Here is a 23,305-nt window from a genome sequence, read left to right as displayed (position 1 = left end):
GCCCCTGGTCGTCACGTGGCGGTACGGTCGCCCTCGTGACCCAGACACCGCCCGCCGCGGCCGGACGCCGCGGCCACGAGCCCGTCGTGATCGGCCACCGGGGCGCGAGCGCCCACCGGCCCGAGCACACCCTCCTGTCGTACGAGACCGCCATCGCCCTCGGCGCCGACTACATCGAGCCCGACCTGGTCGCCACGAAGGACCACGTGCTGGTGGCCAGGCACGAGAACGAGATCTCCGGCACGACGGACGTGGCCGAGCGGCCCGAGTTCGCCGCCCGCCGCGTCACCAAGACCATCGACGGCCGGCCGGTCACCGGCTGGTTCACCGAGGACTTCACGCTGGCGGAGCTGCGGACGCTGCGCGCCAGGGAGCGGGTGCCGGGCCTGCGCCCGGGGAACACGGCGTTCGACGGGCTGGCGGAGATCCCGACGTTCGAGGAGGTCGTGCGGCTCGCGCTGCGGGCGGGCGTCGGTGTGTATCCGGAGACCAAGCATCCGACGTACTTCGCCTCGATCGGGCTGCCGCTGGAGGAGCCGCTGCTGGAGGTGCTCGGGCGGCACCGGGTGCGCGCGGCGTACATCCAGTCGTTCGAGACGGCGAACCTGCGCGAGCTGCGCGCCAGGACGGATCTGCCGCTGATCCAGCTCGTGCCGTACGGCGGCGCGCCCTACGACTGGACCGCCGCCGGCGACCCCCGCTCCTACGGCGACCTGGTGACGCCGGACGGCCTGCGCGAGGTCGCCGGGTACGCCGACGGCATCGGCGTCGACACCCGGCACGTGCTGCCGTGGGACGCCGACGGCCGGACGCTGCCGGCCACGGCGCTCGTCGGCGACGCCCACGGCCACGGCCTCGACGTGCACGTGTGGACCGTGCGCAACGAGAACTCCCAGCTCCCGGCCGACCACCGGGCGGGCGACCCGGCGAGCCCGGCTCACCCGCGGGCGACCGGCGACGTGACGGGCTGGCTGGCCAAGCTGCTGGACGCGGGGATCGACGGCGCGTTCTGCGACGACCCCGGCATGGCCCGCGCGGTGCTCGCCGGGCGGGCCCGCCGCCGGCCGGCCGGGGGCTGACCGGCTCACGTACGGCGCCAGCGGGCCTCGCCGAAGCAGTACGCGGCGAACAGCAGCAGCCCCAGCGCCACCACCACGAGCAGCCACGGCCCGGCGGGCGTGCCGGCGAACTCGCGCAGCGCCGCGTCGATGCCGCCCGCCTCGTCCGGGTCGAACGTGACCGCCGCCTTGCAGACGAGGATCCCGGCCAGCGCGGCGACCGCGCCCCGGGCGACGAACCCGCCGAGGCCGAGGTGGTCCATCACGGCGCGGGCGGGCTCGGGCATGCGCGCCCGGTCCAGCTCCTTCCTGAACCCCTTGGTGAGGCCCTGGCGCACCCAGTAGCCGCCGAGCACGACCAGCCCGAGCCCGATCGCGCCCACGAGCACCGGCCCGCCGGGCAGCCCGAGCAGCGTCGCGGTGAGGTCACGGGACTTCTCGTCGTCGGACGACGCCTTCCCCTTCGTCAGCACGCTGATCAGGCTGGCCACGACCAGCGCGTACACCGCGACCCTGGCGACCGCCTCGGCCCGCTCGATCGGCTCCCCGCCGCCGAACAGCGCCTCCGAGATCTGCCACAGCGCCAGCGCCACGAACCCGATCATCATGATCCACAGCAGTCCCGCGCCGAAGGGCAGCTCGGCGACCGTCTCGATGGCGCCCGCCTTGTCGGCCTCCTTCGACCGCTCGCCCAGGCCGATCTGCACCGCCACCGCGCCGACCAGCGCGTACAGGACGCCGCGGCAGGCCAGGCCGATCCGCGTCGCCACGTCCATGACGGGGTGGCGGGCCGCTCTCCGCGCCGCGCCGCGCACCTCTTGTCCCGCCGTGCTCATCATGCCTCCAGGGGGTGTCGGGAGACTTACGAAGTTCCCGGGAAACGGCGTTCCAGACCTCGGGGACGGGCGGCGCCGCCGGTTACGATGATCAGGTGAGGACCGACCAGCACGGACTCGCCATGAGCGGGGCGAGCGCCGCCGCGGCCCGCCACTACGACCGCGCGATCGACGAGCTGCTGCACTTCCGGGCCGAGGTCGACGCCGAGGCGAACGCGGCCCTGGAGGAGTCGCCCGACTTCCCCATGGGCAACGTCCTCGCCGCCTATCTCGGGCTGCTGACCACCGACGCCGAGGACGCGCGGACGGCGCGGGCGCGCTTCGGCGCCTTCCGCCGCCGCGTCGACGAGACGTCCCTGCCGCCGCGCGAGCGGGCCCACGTCGCGGCCGTGCGGGCGCTGCTCGACGGCGACTTCCTGACCTGCGGGGCGCTGCTCGGCGAGATCACCGTCGAGCATCCGCGCGACGCGCTGGCGCTCATCGCCGGCCACCAGATCGACTTCTTCACCGGCGACGCCCGCTCGCTGCGCGACCGCGTCGGCGGCGCGCTCACCGCCTGGGGCCCCGGCGACCCGCACTACGGGCACCTGCTCGGCATGTACGCCTTCGGGCTGGAGGAGGCCGGGCACTACGACCGGTCGGAGGAGGTCGGGCTGCGGGCGGTCGAGCTCGACCGGCGCGACGTGTGGGCGATCCACGCGGTGACGCACACGTACGAGATGCGCGGCCGCTTCGGCGACGGGCTGCGCTACCTCGACGCGCGGGTGCCCGACTGGTCCACCGGGACGTTCCTCAACGTGCACGCCTGGTGGCACTACTGCCTGTTCGCGCTGGAGGCGGGCGACGTGCCCCGGGTGCTGGCGATCTACGACGCGGCGCTCGCCGACGGGCAGTCCTGCATGGAGCTGCTGGACGCCGCCGCCCTGCTGTGGCGGCTCCACCTGGAGGGGTCGGAGCAGCCCGCGCGGTGGCGGGCGCTGGCCGACGCCTGGCCCCCGCGGATGGCGGAGCCGTTCTACGCCTTCAACGACATGCACGCGGTCATGGCGTACGTGGGCGCGGGGCGGGTGGGCGAGGCGGAGAAGCTGATCGCCTCGCGGGAGGCGTACGTGGCCGCCGGGCCGCGTCCTGGTGTCACCAATGTCGGCATGACGCTGCGGGTGGGGCTGCCGGTGTGCCGGGCGCTCGTCGCGTTCGGGCGGGGCGACCACCGGGCGGCGCTCGACCTGCTGTACCCGATCCGGCACCGGGTCGACGAGTTCGGCGGCAGCCACGCCCAGCGCGACGTGGTGCAGCGGACGTTGCTGGAGGCGGCGCTGCGGGCCGGGGCGCGGGACGTCGCGCGGACGCTCGTGAGCGAGCGGATCGGGGTGCGGCCGTGCAGCCCGTACAACTGGCTGAAGCAGGCGGCGGTGGCCGAGGCGTTCGGCGACCGGGCCGCGGCGGCGTCCGCCCGCGCGCGGGCCGGCGAGCTGGCCCGCGCCCTCTGACCGGCGGGATCGACTGACTCATGACTCAGCGGCAAGGGCTGTGACCGCCGATTCCCAGGAGACCTGTGGGCTGTCGAGGTCTTCTTGAGGCGGCGTTCGTGAGAAGATCGAGATCATGATCGGTCTGCCAGGCTCGGGTCGTCGCACTCGCCGTGCCGCCGCGACGGCCACCCCCGTGAACCTCGTGCCGTGCCCATGGACGCCCGCCGTCGCCGACGCCCCACCCGGCCGCGCCCTCCGCGGACGGACCCGCCCGGTGCCGATCACATGCTGACCATGCGCGAAGGCGACCCCCGCACCGGCCCCTCCCCCGCTCCCGCCGGCGGCCAGGACGTCCCGGTCCGCAGGGAGAGCGGCCTGCCCAGGCGGGAGACCGTACGCGGCTCCGCCCGCACCCCTGGCACGCCCGTTCCGCCGGTCACGCCGTCGCCGGACGCGGGCCCCGCGACGCCCGGCCATCGCTTACCGGCCTCCGCCGCCCGCCCCGCCCGCGCCGAGGGCGACGGGCCGGGGGACGCCGAGCAGGGAAGCATCGGGGAGATCCCCGGGCTCCGGCCGCGCCGCCGTCCCCGCGACGGGGGCGAGGTGCCGGGCTCCGACGTGGACCTGGTGGACGCCCTCGACCCGCTCGCCCGCCGTACGGTGTCCGCCTGGCTGCGCGGCAAGCCGTCCGCCGCCGCCCGTCAGGTGGCGTTCCAGGTGATGGCGTCGTTCCTGCGCTGGCTGCAGGCGGCCGAGCCGGGCGTCGAGCTCCTGGCCGTCACCGGCGCCCATCTGGAGGCGTACTGCGAGGCCGCCCGCACCGGCGGCGTCCCCCGCAGCCCGGGAAGGCCGCTCACCAGCAAGACGGTGAGCCGCAAGCGGGCCGCCCTGCTGTCGTTCTACACCTACGCCTGGCGCTGCGGCGTCGTCCGGCACAACCAGGTCGCCGGCTCCTCGCCGGCCCGCTCCGGCAACGGCGCCGCGGTGACTCCCGAGGAGCGGCGGCTGCTCCGCCAGGGCGTCGCCCGCCTCGCGGCGGACGGCCGCACCACGGAGGCGGCGGCCGTCGCGCTCCTGGAGCTGACCGGCGCCGCCGTCGAGGCCCTCGCCGGGCTGACCCGGCAGGACGTGCGCACCGTGCCCGACGGCACCACCGGCCAGCCGGCCGTCGTCACCGTCAACCACGGCCGGGACGACGTCGCCGCCTTCCTGGTCACGCCGCTGGCCCGGCCGCTGCTGCGCGTCCTGTGCGCCAGCCGCCCGGCGGGCGAGCCGCTGATCCGCCGCCCGGACGGCCGCGCGCTCGACACCGCCTGGCTCGGCACCGCGCTCACGGCCGCGGCCCGCGCCGGCGGCGTCCCCGAACACCGCGCCCGCCGCCTCACCCCGGCCATGCTCCGCGCCACCAACCTCACCGACCTGCTGAACCCCCGCTGACCAGCCCGCCCCCGCCCGGCCCCCGTGCCCCCCATGCCCGGCCCCGTCCCCTCCTCGCCTCAGACCGGTCTGAGGCGAACGGGCGTGGTCGGGGGGCGGGGCGGGGGTTGGAAGGGAATGTCGGCGGGGCCGGGTAGGGTTTCGCCCCATGGATCGGGAACTCACGCTCATGGTCGTCCACGCCCACCCCGACGACGAATGCCTCAGCACCGGCGGCATCCTGGCCCGCTACACCGAGGAGGGCGTCCGCACCGTGCTGGTCACCTGCACCAACGGCGAGCAGGGCGACGGCGAGGGCGGCGTCAAACCGGGCGAGGACGGCCACGACGACGCGGCGGTGGCCGCCCGCCGCCTGGCCGAGCTACGCGAATCGGTCACCCACCTGGGCATCGACCATCTGGAGCTGCTCGGCTACCGCGACTCCGGCATGGACGGATGGGCGGGCAACGGGCATCCCGACGCGTTCGCCAACGTCCCGGTGGAGGAGGCGGCGGGCCGGCTGGCCGCCCTGATCGAGCGCTACCGGCCGCAGGTCGTGGTGACGTACGACGAGACGGGCGGCGGCGGCTACGGCCACCCCGACCACGTGCAGACGCACCGGATCACCGCGGCGGCCGTCGAGTCGACCGGCATCCCCGACAAGTTCTACTACACCGCGATGCCGCGTTCGGCGATGCGGCAGATGTTCGAGCTGATGCGCGACAGCGGCGTCGACGTGGGCGACTTCGAGCTCCCCGACGACTTCGGCACCCCTGACGAGCGGGTCACCACGATCGTCGACGTGGCCCCCTACACCGAGCGCAAGCTCAAGGCGCTGCGGGCGCACGAGAGCCAGGGCGAGAACATCTTCCTGCTGCGCATGCCGGAGGAGACGCAGCAGCGGGCGTTCTCGCACGAGGCGTTCGAGCGGGTGCTGTCCAAGGTGAAGACCCCCGCCCACGAGGAGGACCTGTTCACGGGCCTGCGCCACTGACCACGCAGCGCCGGCGCCGGCGCCCCGGCCACGGCCACGGAAAGGCGGCGCGATGATCGCTGTCCTGGGTGAGTGCGTCGCGGACGCCTTCGCCACCCGGCCCTCGGCTTCCCCTGACGGCGGCGGGCTGGGGCTGCGGGTGCTGCCGGGCGGCGGCCCCGCCAACACGGCCGTGGCGCTGGCCCGCCTCGGCACCCCGGCGCGCTTCCTCGGCCGCGTCTCCCGGGATGTCTTCGGCGGCCTGTTCCGCGGGCATCTGACGTCCTCGGGCGTGGACCTGTCGGGGTGCGTCGAGGCCGCCGAGCCGAGCACGCTCGCCGTCGCCGCCCTCGACGCGGACGGACGGGCCGGCTACACCTTCTACGCCGAGGGCGCCGCCGACTGGCAGTGGAGCCGGGACGAGCTGGCCCCGGCCCGCCTCGGCGCCGCCGCGTGCCTGCACACCGGCTCCCTCGCCCTGGTCAGGGCGCCGGGGCGGGCGGCGATCGAGGAGTTCGCGCGGGCCGCGTCCGCGCACGCCACGATCTCGGTCGATCCGAACGTCCGCCCCAGCCTCGCCGCCAAGGACGACTACCAGGTGGCGCGCTGGTGCGCGTGGGCCGACATCCTCAGGCTCAGCGACGACGACCTGGATGTCCTGCTGCCGGGGGTGCCGCCGGAACACGCCTGCGACACCTGGCACGAGGCGGGGGCCCGTCTCGTGGTCGTCACGCGGGGGGCCGCGGGCGCGCTGGTCTCCCTGGACGGCGAGCGCGCCACCGTGCCCGCCCCCGAGGTCGAGGTCGTGGACACGGTCGGCGCGGGCGACTCCTTCACGGCCGGCCTCCTGCACCGCCTGCACGCCGGCGGCCTGCTCGGCGGGCGGCTGGACGGCCTGGACCTGGGGACGGCGGTGGAGGCGGCGACGTTCGCGGCCCGCGTGGCGGCCCTGACCTGCACGGTTCTCGGCGCCGACCCACCCTGGGCCGCCCAACTGGCCACCGGCTCCGACGACCCGGGCTGACCGCGCCGCCAGGTGACGGCTAGCCGGGATCGGTGGGGGCGGTGCGGTGGCCGTTCCAGACGAAGCGGGCCGTCGTCACGGCGTCGTCGCCGTCGCCGGTGATGAGCTGGTGGATGGCGATCCCGTCGAGCTCGCGATAGTCGCACCACTCGTGATCGGAGGTCAGCACGAGGTCCAGCCCCAGGTCCACCAGCAGCTCGAAGACCTGGCCGCGGTTCGTCCGGTCCACGCCCACGAACACCTCGTCCAGCAGGATGAACCGGGGGCATCCCGGATCGGCCTGATAGTGCGCGGCCACGGCGGCGAACAGCGGCAGGTGCAGCGCGATCGCCTTCTCCCCGCCCGACAGCGCGCCGTGCAGCTTCCTGGTGAGGTCCTGCCAGCCCTGGCCGTCGCCGCGGTCGAGCCGGACCGTGAACCGGTGCCAGGAGGTGTAGTCGAGCACCGCCGCGAGCTGGTCCTCCCAGCTCGCCGGGGAGTCGTCGGCCCGCGCCTCCTCCACCCGGTCGCGGAAGAAGGCGTACAGGGCCTCGCGGGCCGTCTCGTCCAGGCCGGACGGGTCGCGCAGCAGCAGGTCACGGGCGTGCCTGGTGCCCGCGGGCTGGGCCGGGTCCACCTGCCAGGCCAGCCGGACCGCGAGGCGGGAGGCGGTGCGGACCCGTTCCAGGCGCCGGTTCATGTCCTCGACCAGGGCGGTCGCCTGCCTGACGCGGTCGGCCAGGTGACGGCGGGTGGCGCCGCCCAGCATGCGGTCGAACAGGTCCCGCTCCGCCTGCGTGCCGCCCGACGTGCGCGCGTCCCGCTCCGCGCGCAGCGCCTCGGCGAGCGCGGCCACCCCGGTGCGCGCGCCGCCGGTGCTCGCGGTGAGCACCTGGACGTCGTCGTCGTGCGCCAGCTCCAGGGTCGCCCGGTGGGCGAGCGCCTCCCTGGCGTGATGGACGGCGTCCCGGAGACGGGTCTCGGCCTCGCGGAGGTGACGCGGCTCGTACGGCACCGCGCCGAGGTGGTCGGCCAGGCGCCGGGCCGCCTCCACCGGGCCCGCCGGCGCCTCGGCCGCTCCGGGGGGCAGTGCGGCGTCGGACGGGAGGTGGCCGGCGGTGAGGCGGTGGAAGCGGGCGCGGGCCGCGTCGTACGCGCGTTCCGCCCCGGCGTGCTTCTCCTCGGAGGCGGCGAGCTCGCCCTGCAGCCGGCCGAGGCGGGCGTTGAGGCGGGCCAGGTCCTCGTTGAGCGACTTGACGAGGCGGCGGGAGGCGCGGTGCGCGGCCTGGGCATCGTGAAGCCCTTCGAGCACCCGGAGCCGGTCGGCGTCGTCGCCGGGCCCGGCAACGGGCCCGGCTGCGGGCCCGGCTGCGGGCTCCACCGCTGCGGGCCCCGCAGCCGAGCCTGTGGCCGGCCCCACGGCGGCTGGCCCCATGGCGGCCGGTCCCACGGCTGACCCCATGGCGGGCCCTATGGCGGGCCGTGCCGGGGGGTCGTTCCTGGGCCTGGTGGTGGATCTCGCGGCCGGGCCCACGGCTGACTCGACGGCGGCGAGGCGTTCGGCCAGGGTGATGGCCGACGCCGCCGCTTCCTCGGCTCGTTCGACGGCGCGTACCGCCAGGTCCTCGTACTCACGGGCGGTCTCGGCGGCGTAGGCGGCCAGTTCCCGGGCGGCGCGGGCGTCGGCTCGGCGCTCGTGCCGTACGGCGGCGGCGGTCTCGGCGGCGCGCAGCGCCTCCTCCAGCCCGTCCAGGGCGGGCAGGGCCGTCGGCAGGGCGTGCGCGGCGGCCTGTTCGGTGACCCGGCGCAGCGCCAGGACGACCTCCGCCTCGCGCCCGCGCAGCCGTTCCTCGCCCGCGCGCAGCCGGTCCTCCAGCAGCGCGACCTTCGCGACGGCCGCGTCCAGGGCGCGGGCGGCGGCGTCGTACGGTCCGCGATCGGGTCGGCGCCGCAGCTCGGCGGCCAGGGCGTCGCGGTCGCCGGCGAGAACGGTGAGGAGGTGCCCGCACTCGGCGATGAGTCCCGCCACGTCGCTCAGCCGTTCGTCCAGCTCGGCGATCCGGCGGCGGCGGGCCCGCTCGCGGGCGGCGGCGCCGACGTACGAGGGCTCGGGCTTGGCCCACCGGCCGGCCGCGGGGCCGAGCCGCCAGGTGCCGTCCGCGCCGATGACGGCCGGATGATCGACGCCCGTGGCGGTGGGCGCGTACGCGACCGCCGCCAGCACGGCCTCCACCGGGGCCGGGGAGCCCGGCTCGGCGAGCAGCACGTCGGCGAGGCTCGGGCCGGGCGCGGGACACGACAGCGCGGCCACGGCGAACGCGTCGTGCCCGTCCGCACCGAACCCGCCGTGCCCGTCCGCGCCGAGCGCGTCGTGCCAGTCCGCGGCGAACCCGCCGTCCGGCAGCAGCCACAGGTCGAGCAGGCCCGACGCCTCCAGGGCGGCCTCCACGGCGGCCTGGACGCCGTGATCGACGCCCGGCCGGAACCCGACCGCCCGCCACAGCGGCGTACCCGGACGTCCCTCGCGAGCGGCCGGGGCGCGGGTGTGGGGAACGCGCGGCGGAAGGACGGCCCGCTCGTCGAGGCTGAGGCGTTCCGCGGCCAGCTCGGCCCGTTCCTTCGCCAGGTTGTCGCGCACGGTGGTGAGCTGGTGCTCACGGGCCGCCATCCGGACGGCGGCACCGATCCTGGCCTCCGCCACCGCCTCGTCGGCCGCGCCTGGATCGCCGGCGAGGGCGGCCAGGCGGCCGGGGTCGAGACGCAGGTGGAGGCAGCCGGCCGCCCATTCGGCGAGGGCGGCGGCCAGGTCCTTGAGACGTTCGTCGCACAGGCGGCCGGCGCGTTCCCTGGTCTCGCGGGCGGCGTCGAGGGCGTCCCTGGCCTGGTCGCGGTCCCGCTCGGCGGAGGCACGGCGGCCGGCCGCCTCCTCGTGCGCGAGCGCCGCGACCCTGACCTCCCGGATCTGCGCGGCCCTGCTGCTCACCGCGGCCCGTACCAGCTCGCGCGCCGCCCACGCCCCCTCTCTGGTGCTCGGGCCGGGCGCGGCGGCGGCCTCTTCGGGAGTGTCCTCGGCGAAGAGGTCGTGGGCGCTGAGGAGACCGGCTCGCCGGGCGGCGTCGCGGGCCTCGGCGCGGGCCCGGTCGGCGAGCGCCGCCGCGGCGCGGGCGGCCGCGGCGGCGCGGAGCGAGAGGCGTTCCCTGGCCGCCGCCGCCCGCGCCGCCGCGCCCGCCTGGTCGCGCAGCGCCGCCGCCGCCTCGTGGGCGCGCCGCGCCTCCTCGCGCAGCCGGTGCAGGCCGTTCCCGCCCCGGTACGCCTCGCTCTCCTTCAGCCCGTCGATCCGCGCCGCCAGCGCCAGCTCCCGCGCCTCCTCCTCCCCCAGCCGCAGGGTCGCCGCCCGCAGCTCCTCCTCGGCCTCCCGCAGCGCCGCGCGCCGGGCCGCGCTCTCCTCGGCCCGCGCGTCCAGCTCGGCGCGGGTCTCCAGGACGGCGGCGGCCGCCGCCCGCAGGACCCGCCGGGCGTAGTCGCGCTGCCGGGCGGCGAGCCGGTCGGTCTCCGCCACGTCCCTGTCGAGCAGCCGCAGTTCCTCGCGCTGCCGCTCCAGGCGTTCGAACCCGTCGGCGAGGTCGCGGAGCTCGTCCTCGCCGAGCGGCGGCAGCGCGCTGGACAGCAGGTCGGACAGCAGGCCGGGGTCGAGGCGTTCGGACAGCTTGGGGGTGCGGAGCTGGCGCAACGCGGTCAGGAGCGCGTCGTAGCGCTGCTCGTTCAGCCGCGGGTAGAGGGTCCGGCGCACCACGGCCCGGTACGCCTCGGCGGACTCGTGCACCGTGCCCGCCTCCCCCAGCTCCTCGGCGAGCTGGGCGCGGGTGAGCGGGTGGCCGCCGTCGCCGGTCAGCCGGATCCCGCCGGGCACGCCGATCCTGGCCCCGGTGAGGGTGAAGTAGGAGGCGGTGACGTTCGTGGTGTGGACGGTGGCCTGGAGCCGGGCGCCGCAGGTGAACCAGCGGCCGTCGGCGTGCCGGAACTCCAGCCAGACGAAGCCCGCCCGGGTGACGCCGGCCGCGCCGTCGCCCATGAGGTTCCAGTGCATGGTGCGCTCGGCGCCGCCGAACGTGGACAGCCGGCTCGGCTTGAGGCTCGCGTCCAGCACGTACGGCAGCAGCAGCTCCAGCACCTTGGACTTGCCGCTGCCGTTGGGGCCGCGCAGCAGCAGCCGGCCCCGGTGGAACTCGAACACCTCGTCGTAGTAGCGCCAGACGTTGAGTATCCCGGCGCGCTCCGGCGTCCAGCGGGCCTCCCCGCCGCGCGCGGCCCGCGCCCTGGTCAGCTCGGTGACGGTCACGCGTCCTCCACGAGGTCGGCGAGGTCCGCAGGATCGGTGAGGTCAGCGGGGCCGGTGAGGTCAGCGGGGCCGGCGGGCGTGACGCGGTAACGGGCGGCGGCGGGGAGAGCGGCGACCCGGTCACCCGTGCGGCGGGCCAGCCCGAAGCGCGCGAGCACCTCCAGCGCGTCGGCGGCCAGGCGGAAGGCCCCGTCCTCCGACCGGTAGGACCTGGCCCACCGGGGGAAGCGGCGCAGCAGCCCGGCGGCCTCGTCCGCCAGCCGCCCGGTGGTCAGGGGGCCGGCGGTGATCAGCGGGTCGAGCAGGAGCAGGGCGGCGACCTTGGCGGGGCTGCCGTCGTCGGGGAAGCGGCTGTCGGTGGCGATGGCGTCGGGGTCCACGAGGAGGAAGCCCTCGGCGCGTTCCTCCAGGACGAAGCCGGCTTCCTCGGCGGCGCGCCGGATCATGCGGCGGCCGGCGGGTGAGGCGGCGTAGGCGGACTCGTCGGGTGTGAGATCGTCGAGGTGGACGACCGGCTCGTCGAGCAGGCGGCGGACGAGGGAGTGGCGGGCCCACAGGGTGCGCTGGGTCGCGGTCGGCTCGTCCCCGCCGTAGCGGGGCTCGGCGGTGAGCGCGGCGAGGTCGGGGGCCTGGAGGGTGGAGGGCGGGACGGGGGTGGTGAGCAGGCGGGTCACCAGGGTGGTGTCGGCGCGGTAGAGCACATCGGCGCCATGACCGGCCTCCTCGTCGCCGTCGCCGGAGCCGGTGCCGGGGGGTTCGTGAAGGGGTGTGAGGGCGCCGTACTGCCGCAGGAGCGCGACCGCGTCGGCGAACGCCGCCCGCTCCTCCCCCCGTACCGGGTCGAAGGGCGGCACGCCGGGTTCCGCGGCGGCGGCCCGCGCCACCCGCCGGGCCAGCAGGCCGACCGTGGTGACGGGCGCGGCGAGCAGCTCGGCCGCGCACAGGCACAGCAGCGTGTAGCGGCGGCGGTCGAACGGGATCGCGGAGCCGTGCGTACGCCGGGCCGGGCGGGTGGCGTCGGCGCGCGGGCGGACCTTGGCGAGCCGGGCGTACCCCTGACGGGGCTCGACGACGAGCCGCCATCCGCAGAAGTAGTCGAACCACTGGACGAGCGGGCGGCGTCGCTTCCTGACCAGCTCGAACGCGGCCGGGTCGGCGTGCCGGGACACCAGGGGGCGGCCGAGCAGCGTCCTGACGGCCCGTGCGATCTCCTCCTTCTCGGCCCGTACGAGCTGGTTGGCGCGGCCGTTCACGCCCCCACCGCCCGGCTGTGGGGGGCCGGGGTCGTCTCGCACCCGTGGCCGCCGGCGGCGTGCAGGTCGATGAGGTAGTCGGGGCCCAGGAAAGAGCCCTCCGGGGTACGCAGCTCCGCCACCGCGCCGTCCTCCGGGTCGCGCAGCACGATCTCGATCCGGCCGTCGGCGGTGGCCGCGCGGCGGAACCCGGCGGCGTCGGGGCGTTCGGCCAGGGCGCGTCCGATGAGGTCGAGCAGGCGGGCGAGCCCGGCGTGGTCGAGCTCGCCCAGCCGCGACAACCGCATCGCACCGGTCCCGGACGCCGCCGGCTCGCCGGGGCCTGCTGACGTACGCCCGCCGCCGTGGGCCGGAGTGGCGCCGCTGATGGTCGTGGCCAGGGAGGACCAGGCGGTCTCCAGCGCGGCGCGTTCCCTCGCGGCGCGGGCGCGGCGCTCGGCGCGCAGGGCCGTCACGTCGCGGACCTTGCCGGTACGGCCCACCCGCTCGGTACGCCCCCGCGACCGCAGCAGCGCCGACACCTCGACCGGCTCCGCCCGCGCCCACGGCACCCCGGCGGGGACGAGTTCGGCGTCGGCGTGCCCGAGGTGCGCGTGCCGGGCGGGGGCCAGCCCGAACGCGGCGTCCCACAGCCGGTGGGCGTCATCCTCGGTGGGGGCGGTGGCGAACCAGCGCGCCAGGGCGCGGAAGTCGGCGGCGGCGCCCGCCGGTCGCCGCCGCGCGTCGGCGATCCGGTCGAGCGACTCCAGCAGCGCGACGACGGCCTCCCGCGCGACGTCATGCAGCCGCCGCGCCCCGCCGTCCTCCGCGAACCACGCCCTCAGCGCCTCCCAGCGCACCGCCCGCTCCTCCAGCCACGCAGCCACCGGGTCCTGCCCGGGGAGAGAGGGGGAAGGGGCCAGGCCGCCACGGGACGAGGACACCTCGGCCCGGGACGGGGGCAGGTTGGCGCCGGCGAGGGCGCGGGTGTGCAGGACGTTCACGCCGTGCCGGGCGACGGACTCCAGGGCCTGCTTGATGGCGTCCCACCGCTGGTCCAGGCCGGTGGCGTACTCCTGGAGGTACGTCACGGTCTCCTGGAGGTACGTCACCGCGGCGCCGGCAGGCGGCCCGTCGGGGGCGGGCGTGCCGGGGCGGAGGAGGCGGCGCAGTTCGGCGGTGAAGCGGCCGGCATCGGCCCGCAGGCCGTCGAAGTGGCACTCCAGCTCGCGCAGGGCGGTGAAGACGCGCCGGTCGTGTCCGGGGTCGGCGTCGCGGAGCAGGTCGTCGAGCTCGCGCAGGCGGTCGGCGACGGCGTCGAGGACGGCGGTGTGCAGGGCTCCTGACGGCGACCCCGAGAACGACTCTGAGGACGCCCCCGAGGACATCTCTGCCGTTCCCCCTGACGACGCCCCTGACGACGCCCCTGACGACGCCCCTGAGGACGTCTCCGAAGACATCCCTGACGACCTCTCTGAGGACGGCAGGGCTGCCGTGGCGTGGCGGAGTGCGGCGAGTGCGGCTTCGCCGCGCCGGGTCAGGGCGTACTGGGGGCTCTCGCGCCGGTACGCCTCGGCGGTGCCGAAGCCGCCCGTGTGGTCGAAGACGACGTCGAGCAGCCCCCAGGCGGTGAGCCTGCGGAGTGCGGCGGCGACGTCCCGCTCACCGCCGGCCTCGGGAGGCAGGAGGGCGCGCAGCGCGGCCGGGGTGAGCGCGGTCTCCAGGCGGCCGGCGGCCTCGGCGAAGGCGTGGAGCACCGCGATGTGCAGGTCCGCCCGTTCCGTCGTGGCGAACCGGAAAAGCTCCGGCGGCACTCTCGGCGGCTCAGCCATCGCCCCGCTCCCCTCGCGCGATTTCCGGACCACGCAACGGTAGCGGGGAACCGCCGCCGGAAGGTCGCGGTTTGCGCGCGGATCACCCGGGTACGGCGGCAGATTGGAAACAACCGGGGAACGAATATCGGAGGGTCGAAATGGCAGAATTCGAGGCATCTCGGGGCATGCCGGCCGAGAGCACGATCGTGTTCGGTGTGGCCTCCGACGTCGCCGTGATGGACCGCTGGCTGCCGCGCGGCCTGCACGTCTCCGACGCCGGCCCCGACCGGGTGGAGGCCGAGGGCGACCTGGTGCCCGGCGAGGGGACCCACGAAGGGCTGTTCCGCGCCCAGGAGGACCAGCTCCGGGTCGAGTGGGGCGGCCGTGACCACCCCGACTACGCCGGCTGGCTCCAGGTGTCCGACTCCGCGAGCGGGACTAGCGAGGTCACGGTGCACATCTCGCTGCTGGACCAGCCCGAGGGCGGGGCGCGGGCGGAGGAGGTCAGTGAGCTGCTCGACCGCTCGCTCGACCGGCTGGCCGACGAGGTGAGCCGCCGTGTCGAGGGCTCTGGCTGAGCGACCGGCCAACGGGGGCGACTGTCGATGGGGGCGACCGGTCAGCGGGGGCGACCGGCCAACAGGGCTACCGGCGATCGCGGTCGGCTGATCGGACTGACGGGCCGATCGGCGAAATCCCCTTTTCTGGCACTACGTCGGATTTTTCCGATCACTGCTCTTATTCTTGCAAATGATCTAATACAGCGCGATTAAAGGGCATCGCAAGCTTTCACGTTCAGCGTTTGAGCATGCGACGCTCGATCCTTGTCATTTCCGCGGCCATCGCCGCTTTGCTCGCCATGACCGGCCTCGCCAGTGCCGCCGGCGCCCCCACCTCCTACGGCCAGCGCCCGGCCTGGACGTCGTGCGGCGGCGGTTTCCAGTGCGCCACGCTGCGGGTCCCGCTCGACTACGCGAAGCCGGGCGGCCGGCAGATCAAGATCAGTATGATCCGGCTGCCCGCCACCGGGAGGCGGATCGGCTCCGTGGTCCTGAACTTCGGCGGCCCGGGCGCGTCCGGCGTGGACCTGCTCCGGGCCGACAGGACGGTCCTGTCGGCCGCGCTGCGGCAGCGTTTCGACGTGGTGTCGTTCGACCCGCGCGGCGTGGGCCGGTCGGCCCCGGTGCGCTGCCTCGGCACGCTCGGCATGGACGCCTACCACGCCGCCGACGAGACCCCCGACGACCGGCGCGAGCGCGCCACGCTCAAGGCGTGGGGCAAGGCGCTCGCCAAGTCCTGCGCCGCCGGCTCGGGCAAGGAACTGCTGCGGCACGTCGGCACCTACGAGGCCGCCCGCGACCTGGACGTGATGCGCTCGGCGCTCGGCGACGCCCGCCTGACGTACCTGGGCTGGTCCTACGGCACCTACCTGGGCGCCAGGTACGCCGACCTGTACCCGAGGCGGATCCGCGCCATGGTGCTGGACGGCGCCGAGGACCCGCGGCAGACGGGGGCCGAGTTCCAGCGCTCGCAGGCGCAGGGGTTCCAGGTGGCGATGAACGCGTTCCTGCGCGACTGCTTCACACGCGCGGACTGCCCCTTCAGGAAGCACACCCTGTCCGCGGCCGGGAAGCGTCTGGACGCGCTGCTGCGGCGGGCCGACCGCGCCCCGCTGCGCAACACGATGGACGGGCGGCAGGTCACCGAGTCGATCGTGCGCACCGGCGTCATGGCGGCCCTCTACTCGGCCGACTCGTGGAAGTACCTGCGGGGCGCGCTGGCGATGGCGTTCAAGGGCGACGGCACGGCCCTGCTGGTCCTCGCCGACTTCTACAACGGCCGCCGCCAGGACGGCACGTACACGAACGAGTCCATGGCCCGCCTGGCCATCTCCTGCGCCGACCACCCGGAGACGCCGTGCCCGTACTGGCCGGTGAAGGGCCGGCCGTTCACCAAGAAGGTGACGGCACCCGGCTCGCCGCCGATCGTGGTGGTGGGCACGACCCGGGACCCGGCGACGCCGTACGCGCTGGCCAGGTCGCTGGCCGCGCAGCTCGCCAACGGCGTGCTGCTGACCAACGACGGCGACGGCCACACGGCCTACCACGGCGGCTCGTCGTGCGTGGAACGCCAGGTCGACCGTTACCTGATCACCGTCCGTGCCCCGGCCCGCGGAGCCTGCCACGCTTCTGCCAAGGCCTGATGCCGCCAGCCCCTGCCGCTGGTGAGGGACTGGTCAACCCCGGCCGCGCCTGCGCGGCCGGGGTCACGGCGTGGGCGAGATTGGGCGGACGAGACCGGTATGCCCGCCCCCGCCCGAGGAGCCCATGGAGTCGCTGCTGATCCTGCACGCGGTGGCGGCGGCGTGCGCCCCCTGGCTGGCCCGCTGGATCGGCGGCCGCCGCGCGCTGCCGGTGCTGGCGCTGGCTCCCGCGGCGGGGTTCGGGTACACGGTGTGGCTGGGGCTGGGCGGGCGGGCGCCGGCGGAGGAGGTCACCCGGTGGGCGCCGGCGATGGGGCTGGAGCTGGCCTTCCGCGCCGACGCGCTGGCGATGCTCATGATGGCCCTGGTCACCGGCGTCGGCGTGCTGGTGCTGGTCTACAGCGCCCGCTACTTCTCCGCCGGCGACGAGGGGCTCGGCCGCTACGGCGGCGTCATGGTGGCCTTCGCCGGGTCGATGCTGGGCCTGGTGACGGCCGACGACCTGCTCCTGCTGTACGTCTTCTGGGAGCTGACCACGGTCTTCTCGTACCTGCTGATCGGGCACGAGCCGGAGAGCCGGACGAGCCGGCAGGCGGCGATGAAGGCGCTGACGGTCACCACGTTCGGCGGTCTCGCCATGCTGGCCGGGTTCGTGCTGGTGGGGCTGGAGGCGGGCACGTACCGGGTCTCGGAGCTCGGCCCCGGCGACGTCGGGCCGGCCGCGATCGTGCTGATCCTGGCCGGCGCCCTGGCGAAGTCGGCGATCTTCCCGTTCAGCTCGTGGCTGCCCGCGGCCATGGCCGCGCCGACGCCGGTCTCGGCGTACCTGCACGCGGCGGCGATGGTGAAGGCGGGCGTGTACCTGGTGGCGCGGCTCGGTCCCGCGGCCGGGGACCTGACCTGGTGGCGGGCGCCCACGGTGGTGCTGGGCCTGCTCACGATGGCGCTGGGCGGCTGGCGGGCGCTGCGCGAGAGCGACCTCAAGCGGCTGCTCGCCTACGGCACGGTCAGCCAGCTCGGCTTCCTGGTCGCGCTGTTCGGGTACGGCACGCGCGGGGCGGCGCTCGCGGGCACCGGCATGCTGCTCGCGCACGCGCTGTTCAAGGCGGCGCTGTTCCTGCTTGTGGGCGTGATCGACCACGCGGCGGGCAGCCGGGACGTGCGCGAGCTGAGCGGTCTCGGCAGTTCGATGCCGTGGGTGTGCGCGGCGGCGGTGCTGGCCGGGGCGTCGATGGCGGGGGTGCCGCCGCTGGCGGGGTTCGTCGGCAAGGAGGCGGCGCTGGAGGCGCTGCGCGGCACCCCGTGGGCGCTCGCGGGCGTGGTGGCGGGGTCGGCGCTGACGGCGGCGTACACGCTGCGCTTCCTGTGGGGGGCCTTCGCCGTGAAGCCCGGGGTGGCGGAGCGGGAGGTGGAGCGGCCGGCCGCGGCGACGTTCGTGCCCGCGGCGCTGCTGGCGGCGCTGGGGCTCGCCCTGGTGCCGTTCTCCTCCTGGTACGGCCACGCGATGGAGACCGGCTACACGGTCTTCTTCCGCGCCCCCGGGCATCCCGCCCATCTGGCGGTGTGGAGCGGGTTCGGCCTGCCGCTGCTGCTGTCGGCGGCGGCGCTGGCGGGCGGGGTGGCGCTGTTCCTGGCCAGGGAGCCGGTCGCGCGGATGGGCGCGCGGCTGCACCTGGTGGACTCGGGGCAGGCGTACTGGTCGCTGATCCGCCGGCTCGACCGGCTCGCCATCCAGGTCACCGGCATGATCCAGCGCGGCTCGGTGCCGGACTACCTGCTGCTCACGCTGCTGGCCATGATCGGCGTCGGCGTGTTCTCGGTCGTCTACGGCGGCGCCCCCCGCCTGGAGTCGCCGGTCGTGTGGTGGGATCGGCCGGAGCAGCTCGTCGTCGCGGTGCTGACGGTGGCGGCGGCGGTGGTGGCGCTGTTCGCCCGCGCGTCCATCTTCCTGGCCGTCATCGTGGGCTTCACCGGTTACGGCACGGCGCTGCTGTTCCTCGTGCACGGCTCGCCCGACCTGGCGCTCACCCAGTTCCTGGCCGAGACGCTCAGCCTGGTGATCTTCGCGCTGGTGCTGCGGCGGCTGCCGATCGACCCGGTCAGGGGGCGGCTGGCGCTGCCGCTGCGCGCCACGCTCGGCGTGGCCGTGGCCGTGGTGGCGACCGGCGCCGGCATGGAGGCGATGAGCGCCCGCACCGCCGAGCCGGTGGGCGGGCTCCTGGAGGCCGCGGCGCGGGAGGCGGGCATCGCCAACATCGTCAGCGCCGTCATCCTCGACATCCGCGCCTGGGACACCCTGGGCGAGAGCTCGGTGGTGGTCGTGCTCACGCTGGGCGTGACGAGCCTCGTGTTCCTGCGGCGGCGGTCGTACGCGATCGAGCGGGGCGAGCCGCCGCCCCCCGAGCGCACCCACTGGCTGACCTCGACGCGGCCGGCCGGCAAGCGGGTGGTGGCGTTCGAGATCGCGGCCAGGCTGACCTTCCACACGGTGCTGCTGCTGTCGGTGTTCCTGCTGTTCATCGGGCACAGCGGGGTGGGCGGCGGGTTCGCGGGCGGCATCGTGGCCGGGCTGGCGATCACCGTGCGCTACCTGGCGGGCGGGCGCAACGAGCTGGCCGTGGCGGTGCCGGTGCACGCGGGCGTGCTGATGGGGGCCGGGCTGACCCTCTCCGCGGCGACGGCGCTGATCGGGCTGCTGGCCGGGCGGGCGGCGCTCGACATGCTGGCGGCCGACGTGACGGTGCCGGTGCTCGGGCACGTGCACCTGTCCACGGGCCTGCTGTTCGACATCGGCGTCTACCTGTCGGTCATCGGGATGGTGCAGGACGTGCTGCGCGGCCTCGGCGCGGAGCTCGACCGGCAGATCGACGCCGGGGAGGGCGCGGAGCCGGACGCGCGCGCGGGCGCCGGGGAGGAAGGATGAACGCGCCGCTGCTGCCCTTCGCCGCCTCCGGCGCGCTGATCGCGGCCGGGGTCACGCTGCTGATGGAACGGAGCCTCGTCAGGGTGCTGGCCGGCGTGATCATGCTGGGCAACGGGGTGAACCTGCTCATCGTCACGGCCGGCGGCAACGCGGGCGTGCCCCCGTTCGTCGGGGCGGCGGGCATGGCCGACCCGCTGCCGCAGGCCATGGTCCTCACCGCGATCGTCATCACGCTGGGCGTGACCGCGTTCGTGCTGGCCATGGTGCACCGCTCGTGGCAGCTCACCGGCAGCGACGAGGTCCAGGACGACACCGAGGACCGGCGGGTGCGGCTGCGCGCCCGGCGCGGCGCGATGAGCCAGGCGCTGCGCCGCCGCAACGACGCCTACCGGCGGCTGATCGCCGAGCAGCGGGCCGAGCTGGCCCGGCTGGAGGCCGAGCAGGCCGAGCGGGAGCGGCTGGAGGAGGCGGACCTGGAGCGGCGCATCGACCGCGTCCACGTCGAGCTGGAGGAGTGGGCGCGGCGGCTGCGCGAGCGGGGCGGCACCGAGGAGGAGCTGCAGAGCCGCCTGGAGGAGACGGCCTTCCGCGAGCCCGCCGTGGACAACGCGCTGCGCATCGAGGAGCTGCGGGAGGAGCACGAGCGCCGCCGCGACGCGCAGGGGGCCAGGGAGCGCGAGATGCGCAGGCAGCTCAAGGCGCGGCAGCGGGAGGCCCGCCGCGAGCTGCGGGCCGCCATCCGCCGCGAGCTGGAACGGCAGGCGCTCGCCCAGGACCCGGAGCTGGAGGGCGAGGACTCGTGATCCCTCTCGACCGGGGCGTGCTGGAGGGGCTGGTGTGCGTGCCGGTGCTGCTGCCCCTGCTGGCCGCCGGGGTGAAGCTGGCCATCGGCGGGCGGCTGCGGCGGCTGCAGTCGCTGCTCAGCGTCGGCACGATGAGCGTGTCGCTGGCGGTGTCGGCGCTGCTGCTGATGGCGGCCGACACCGGCGGGCCGCTGGTGACCGAGCTCGGCGGCTGGCCCGCGCCCGCCGGGATCTGCCTGGTCGCCGACCGGCTCTCCACGCTGGTGCTGCTGGTGTCGTCGGCGGTGACGCTGTGCGTCATGGTGTACTCGATCGCCAACGCCTACGACGAGCAGGAGCACGACGCGCCGATGGCGATCTTCCATCCGGCGTTCCTGGTGATGGTGGCGGGGGTGGCCGACGCGTTCCTGTCGGGCGACCTGTTCAACCTGTTCGTGGGCTTCGAGCTGCTGCTCAGCGGCTCGTACGTGCTGCTGACCTTCGGCGGGACGGAGGCGCGGATCCGGGCCGGGGCGACGTACACGCTGGTGGCGCTGGCCTCGTCGATGTTGTTCCTGATCGCGCTGGCGATCACGTACGCGGCCACCGGCACCCTGTCGCTGGCCCAGCTCGCCACGCGCTTCGCCACGCTGCCCGAGCAGGTGAAGCTGCTGCTGGAGCTGACGCTGCTGCTGGTGTTCGCGATCAAGGCGGCGCTGTTCCCGATGTCGGCCTGGCTGCCCGACTCCTACCCGACCGCGCCGGCCCCGGCGACGGCGGTCTTCGCCGGCCTGCTCACCAAGGTCGGCGTGTACGCGATCATCCGCCTGGAGGCGCTGCTGTTCCCCGGAGGCCCGGTCTCGACGCTGCTCATGTGGGTGGCGCTGGCCACGATGCTCACCGGCGTGCTCGGCGCGGTGGCGCAGACCGACATCAAACGGATGTTGTCCTTCACGCTGGTCAGCCACATCGGGTACATGGTGTTCGGGGTGGCGCTGTCCACGGTCGCGGGCATGGCGGGCGCGATCTTCTACGTGGTGCACCACATCACCGTGCAGACCAGCCTGTTCCTGGTGACGGGGCTCATCGAGCGGCGGACCGGGACGACGTCGGTGAACCGGCTGGGCGGGCTCATGAAGGCGGCGCCGCTGATCGCCGTACTGTTCTTCGTGCCCGCGATGAACCTGTCCGGCATCCCGCCGATGTCGGGCTTCCTCGGCAAGCTCATGCTGGTGCAGGCGGGGCTGACGCACGGCGGGCCGCTGCCGGTGGCGCTCGTGGCGGCCGGGCTGGTGACGAGCCTGCTCACCCTCTACGCCGTCGCCAAGACCTGGGCGAAGGCGTTCTGGCGGGCGCCGAGGGAGGCGCGGGCGGGCACGGTCGTGGAGAGCGAGGAGGACACCGGCGAGGAGCCCACGGTCACCACGACCTCGCTGCCGGCGGCGCTGGTGGGGCCGGTGGCCGCGCTGGTGACGCTCGGGCTGGCGTACACGGTGCTGGCCGGGCCGCTGTCGGAGCTGACCTGGCGGACGGCAGGAGAGCTGATGGAGCGCGAGCCGTACGTCTCCGCGGTGCTGGGAGACCGGCGGTGAACGGGCGGCCGCCGGCCCCGCGCGTGCTGGGCCGCCGGGTGCCGCTGCCGCTGGTGGCCTGGCTGGCGCTGGTGTGGGTGACGCTGTGGGGCGACGTGTCGCCGGGCAACGTGCTGGGCGGGATCGCGGCGGGCGCGGTGGTGTCGTGGCTGCTGCCGCTGCCCGCCCTCGACCCCGGCATCAGGCTCCGGCCCCTCCCGCTGGCGCGCTTCCTGCTGTGCTTCGGGTGGGACCTGGTGATCTCGACGGTGCGGGTGGTGTTCTACGTGTTCCGGCCGGGGCCGCCGCCCGCGCAGCTCGTCCGGGTGCGGCTGCGCACGTCGTCGGAGCCCCTGACGGTGCTCATCATGACGGCGCTGGCGAACGTGCCCGGCAGCCTCGTGGTGGAGGCCTACCTCGCCGAGCGATGCCTGATGCTGCACGTCCTCGGCATCCCCGGCGACGCGACCGAGAAGGTGCGCGAGGACGTGACGGCGCTGGAGTCGCGGGTGGTGGCCGCGTTCGGCACCCGCGCGGACCGGGAGGAGCTGGGAACGGCATGACGGTGGTGTACGCGCTGACGCTGGCGCTGCTCGGGGTGGCCGCCGCGCTGACCCTGTACCGGGCGGCGCGCGGCCCGTCGATGCTGGACCGGGCGGTGGCGCTGGACGTGATGACGTCGCTGGCCATGTGCGGCGCGGGCGCGTTCGCGGTGGCCAGGGACGACTACTCCGACCTGCCGATCCTGCTGGTGCTGTCGCTGCTGGGGTTCGTGGGGTCGGTCTCGCTGGCCAGGTTCTTCGCCGCCAGGTCCGGCAGGAGGGCGCGGTGAGCGCGCTCGACCCGCTGGCCGGGGCCTGTCTCCTGCTGGGCGCGGTGCTGGCGCTGTCGGCCGGGGCGGGCCTGGTGAAGTTCCGTCACACGCTGGAGCGCATGCACGCGGGCACCAAGCCCCAGGTGGGCGGGGTGCTGCTGGTGCTGCTCGCCATGTGGCTGCACCGGCCCACCTGGGCGAACGCCGGGCCGCTCGCGCTGGTCGGGCTCTCGCAGGTGATCACCGTGGCGGTGGCCGCGTACACGATGGCGCGGGCCGCCTACGCCCGCGACTCCTCACGGGAGGACGAGGACGACGGGACGTCGCTGCCGTCGGAGGAGCCGCCCGGCTCCTCGCCGGAGTCCTGATCGTCGCCGCCCGCCCGGTCGATCGCCGCCTGGCCGAACCACGTCCACAGGGCCAGCACGGCGATCGCGCCGGCGACGGGCCAGGCCAGCCGGGGCCCGAACAGGTAGTCGATCACCAGTCCGGTGGCCGCCGTCATCGACACGATCAGCGCCAGGGCGCCCAGGATGCCGTAGAGGTTGGAGCGCCGTACCAGCAGCTCCTTGCGGCCCTGCCGGAACAGCACCCGGTGCTGCGCGGTGGGCGCGATGTAGCAGATCGAGGCCACCGCCGCGCCGACCAGCGCCGCGAAGAACAGCCACCGGTCGGCCTGGCCCAGCCTGTCGAACTGCTGCGAGAACGGCACCGTCAGCAGGAACGCGAACAGCACCTGCACGCCCGTGACCGCCACGCGGGCCCCTTGCAGGAGCTCCACGAAGTTGCGGTCCGCCCGCTCCTTCTCCGATTCCCGACTCACGCGCCCTCCCGTGCCGTCGCCGCGGACGCGGCGTGAAGAGCGCTCT

The 23,305-nt window shown here is 75.4% G+C and carries 18 protein-coding genes; 13 read left to right on the top strand and 5 right to left on the bottom strand.

Features of this window, described 5'->3' with window-relative positions; all coding sequences use genetic code 11:
- The first annotated feature begins 35 nt into the window (after positions 1-35).
- On the top strand, positions 36-1,079 hold the full coding sequence (locus tag Nocox_RS18000) for a glycerophosphodiester phosphodiesterase (RefSeq protein WP_063711571.1): 1,044 nt from the start codon (positions 36-38) through the stop codon (positions 1,077-1,079).
- Between the two features lie 5 nt (positions 1,080-1,084).
- Here the strand turns inward: Nocox_RS18000 and Nocox_RS17995 are convergent, their stop codons facing one another.
- Positions 1,085-1,897: a DUF1206 domain-containing protein gene (locus Nocox_RS17995; protein ID WP_246649809.1), complete on the bottom strand. Its 813-nt coding sequence runs from the start codon at positions 1,895-1,897 to the stop codon at positions 1,085-1,087.
- 92 nt (positions 1,898-1,989) lie between these two features.
- On the opposite strand from Nocox_RS17995, the gene Nocox_RS17990 reads away from it, so the two are divergent.
- From Nocox_RS17990 to Nocox_RS17975, 4 genes are all read left to right on the top strand, one after another.
- Positions 1,990-3,384, top strand: coding sequence for a tetratricopeptide repeat protein (locus Nocox_RS17990; RefSeq protein WP_020540023.1), 1,395 nt, complete (start codon positions 1,990-1,992; stop codon positions 3,382-3,384).
- A gap of 276 nt (positions 3,385-3,660) precedes the next feature.
- Positions 3,661-4,803, top strand: a complete 1,143-nt coding sequence (locus Nocox_RS17985) for a site-specific integrase (RefSeq protein ID WP_157382706.1) — start codon at positions 3,661-3,663, stop codon at positions 4,801-4,803.
- A gap of 148 nt (positions 4,804-4,951) precedes the next feature.
- On the top strand, positions 4,952-5,776 hold the full coding sequence (locus tag Nocox_RS17980) for a PIG-L family deacetylase (RefSeq protein ID WP_020540024.1): 825 nt from the start codon (positions 4,952-4,954) through the stop codon (positions 5,774-5,776).
- 52 nt (positions 5,777-5,828) lie between these two features.
- Complete coding sequence (locus tag Nocox_RS17975; protein WP_020540025.1) at positions 5,829-6,779, top strand: carbohydrate kinase family protein; 951 nt, start codon at positions 5,829-5,831, stop codon at positions 6,777-6,779.
- Between the two features lie 19 nt (positions 6,780-6,798).
- On the opposite strand, the gene Nocox_RS17970 is transcribed toward Nocox_RS17975, so the two are convergent.
- From Nocox_RS17970 to Nocox_RS17960, 3 genes are read right to left on the bottom strand one after another with little or no spacing between them, the layout of a single operon-like run.
- Positions 6,799-11,097, bottom strand: coding sequence for a TIGR02680 family protein (locus Nocox_RS17970; RefSeq protein WP_020540026.1), 4,299 nt, complete (start codon positions 11,095-11,097; stop codon positions 6,799-6,801).
- On the bottom strand, positions 11,094-12,350 hold the full coding sequence (locus Nocox_RS17965) for a TIGR02678 family protein (protein WP_020540027.1): 1,257 nt from the start codon (positions 12,348-12,350) through the stop codon (positions 11,094-11,096). The genes Nocox_RS17970 and Nocox_RS17965 overlap by 4 nt, the downstream gene beginning before the upstream one ends.
- Positions 12,347-14,161, bottom strand: coding sequence for a TIGR02677 family protein (locus Nocox_RS17960; protein ID WP_169576985.1), 1,815 nt, complete (start codon positions 14,159-14,161; stop codon positions 12,347-12,349). The genes Nocox_RS17965 and Nocox_RS17960 overlap by 4 nt, the downstream gene beginning before the upstream one ends.
- A gap of 140 nt (positions 14,162-14,301) precedes the next feature.
- On the opposite strand from Nocox_RS17960, the gene Nocox_RS17955 reads away from it, so the two are divergent.
- The 8 genes from Nocox_RS17955 to Nocox_RS17920 all read left to right on the top strand — a co-directional run bounded on the left by Nocox_RS17955 (position 14,302) and on the right by Nocox_RS17920 (position 22,804).
- A complete protein-coding gene (locus tag Nocox_RS17955; protein ID WP_026213703.1) occupies positions 14,302-14,721 on the top strand; it encodes an SRPBCC family protein in 420 nt (139 codons plus the stop codon).
- Positions 14,722-14,951: 230 nt separating this feature from the next.
- Positions 14,952-16,346: an alpha/beta hydrolase gene (locus Nocox_RS17950; RefSeq protein WP_033407491.1), complete on the top strand. Its 1,395-nt coding sequence runs from the start codon at positions 14,952-14,954 to the stop codon at positions 16,344-16,346.
- Positions 16,347-16,470: 124 nt separating this feature from the next.
- A complete protein-coding gene (locus tag Nocox_RS17945; RefSeq protein ID WP_020540031.1) occupies positions 16,471-19,269 on the top strand; it encodes a Na+/H+ antiporter subunit A in 2,799 nt (932 codons plus the stop codon).
- Positions 19,266-20,072 carry a Na(+)/H(+) antiporter subunit C gene (locus tag Nocox_RS17940; RefSeq protein ID WP_020540032.1) on the top strand — a complete coding sequence of 269 codons (807 nt, stop codon included), beginning with the start codon at positions 19,266-19,268 and terminating at the stop codon, positions 20,070-20,072. Before Nocox_RS17945 ends, Nocox_RS17940 begins: the two co-directional genes overlap by 4 nt.
- On the top strand, positions 20,069-21,643 hold the full coding sequence (locus Nocox_RS17935; protein WP_020540033.1) for a Na+/H+ antiporter subunit D: 1,575 nt from the start codon (positions 20,069-20,071) through the stop codon (positions 21,641-21,643). Before Nocox_RS17940 ends, Nocox_RS17935 begins: the two co-directional genes overlap by 4 nt.
- On the top strand, positions 21,640-22,185 hold the full coding sequence (locus Nocox_RS17930; RefSeq protein WP_020540034.1) for a Na+/H+ antiporter subunit E: 546 nt from the start codon (positions 21,640-21,642) through the stop codon (positions 22,183-22,185). The genes Nocox_RS17935 and Nocox_RS17930 overlap by 4 nt, the downstream gene beginning before the upstream one ends.
- Entirely contained in the window at positions 22,182-22,454 is a 273-nt protein-coding gene (locus Nocox_RS17925) for an MrpF/PhaF family protein (RefSeq protein ID WP_020540035.1), read from the top strand. Before Nocox_RS17930 ends, Nocox_RS17925 begins: the two co-directional genes overlap by 4 nt.
- Complete coding sequence (locus Nocox_RS17920) at positions 22,451-22,804, top strand: cation:proton antiporter (protein ID WP_020540036.1); 354 nt, start codon at positions 22,451-22,453, stop codon at positions 22,802-22,804. The genes Nocox_RS17925 and Nocox_RS17920 overlap by 4 nt, the downstream gene beginning before the upstream one ends.
- On the opposite strand, the gene Nocox_RS17915 is transcribed toward Nocox_RS17920, so the two are convergent.
- Positions 22,717-23,259, bottom strand: a complete 543-nt coding sequence (locus Nocox_RS17915; RefSeq protein WP_020540037.1) for a DUF6328 family protein — start codon at positions 23,257-23,259, stop codon at positions 22,717-22,719. The genes Nocox_RS17920 and Nocox_RS17915 overlap by 88 nt on opposite strands.
- Positions 23,260-23,305 lie beyond the last annotated feature (46 nt).

The organism is Nonomuraea coxensis DSM 45129 (assembly GCF_019397265.1).
Lineage (GTDB): Bacteria > Actinomycetota > Actinomycetes > Streptosporangiales > Streptosporangiaceae > Nonomuraea > Nonomuraea coxensis.
The sequence above is the reverse complement of the archived record's forward strand: the minus strand, read 5'-3'. Positions and strand labels throughout refer to the sequence as shown.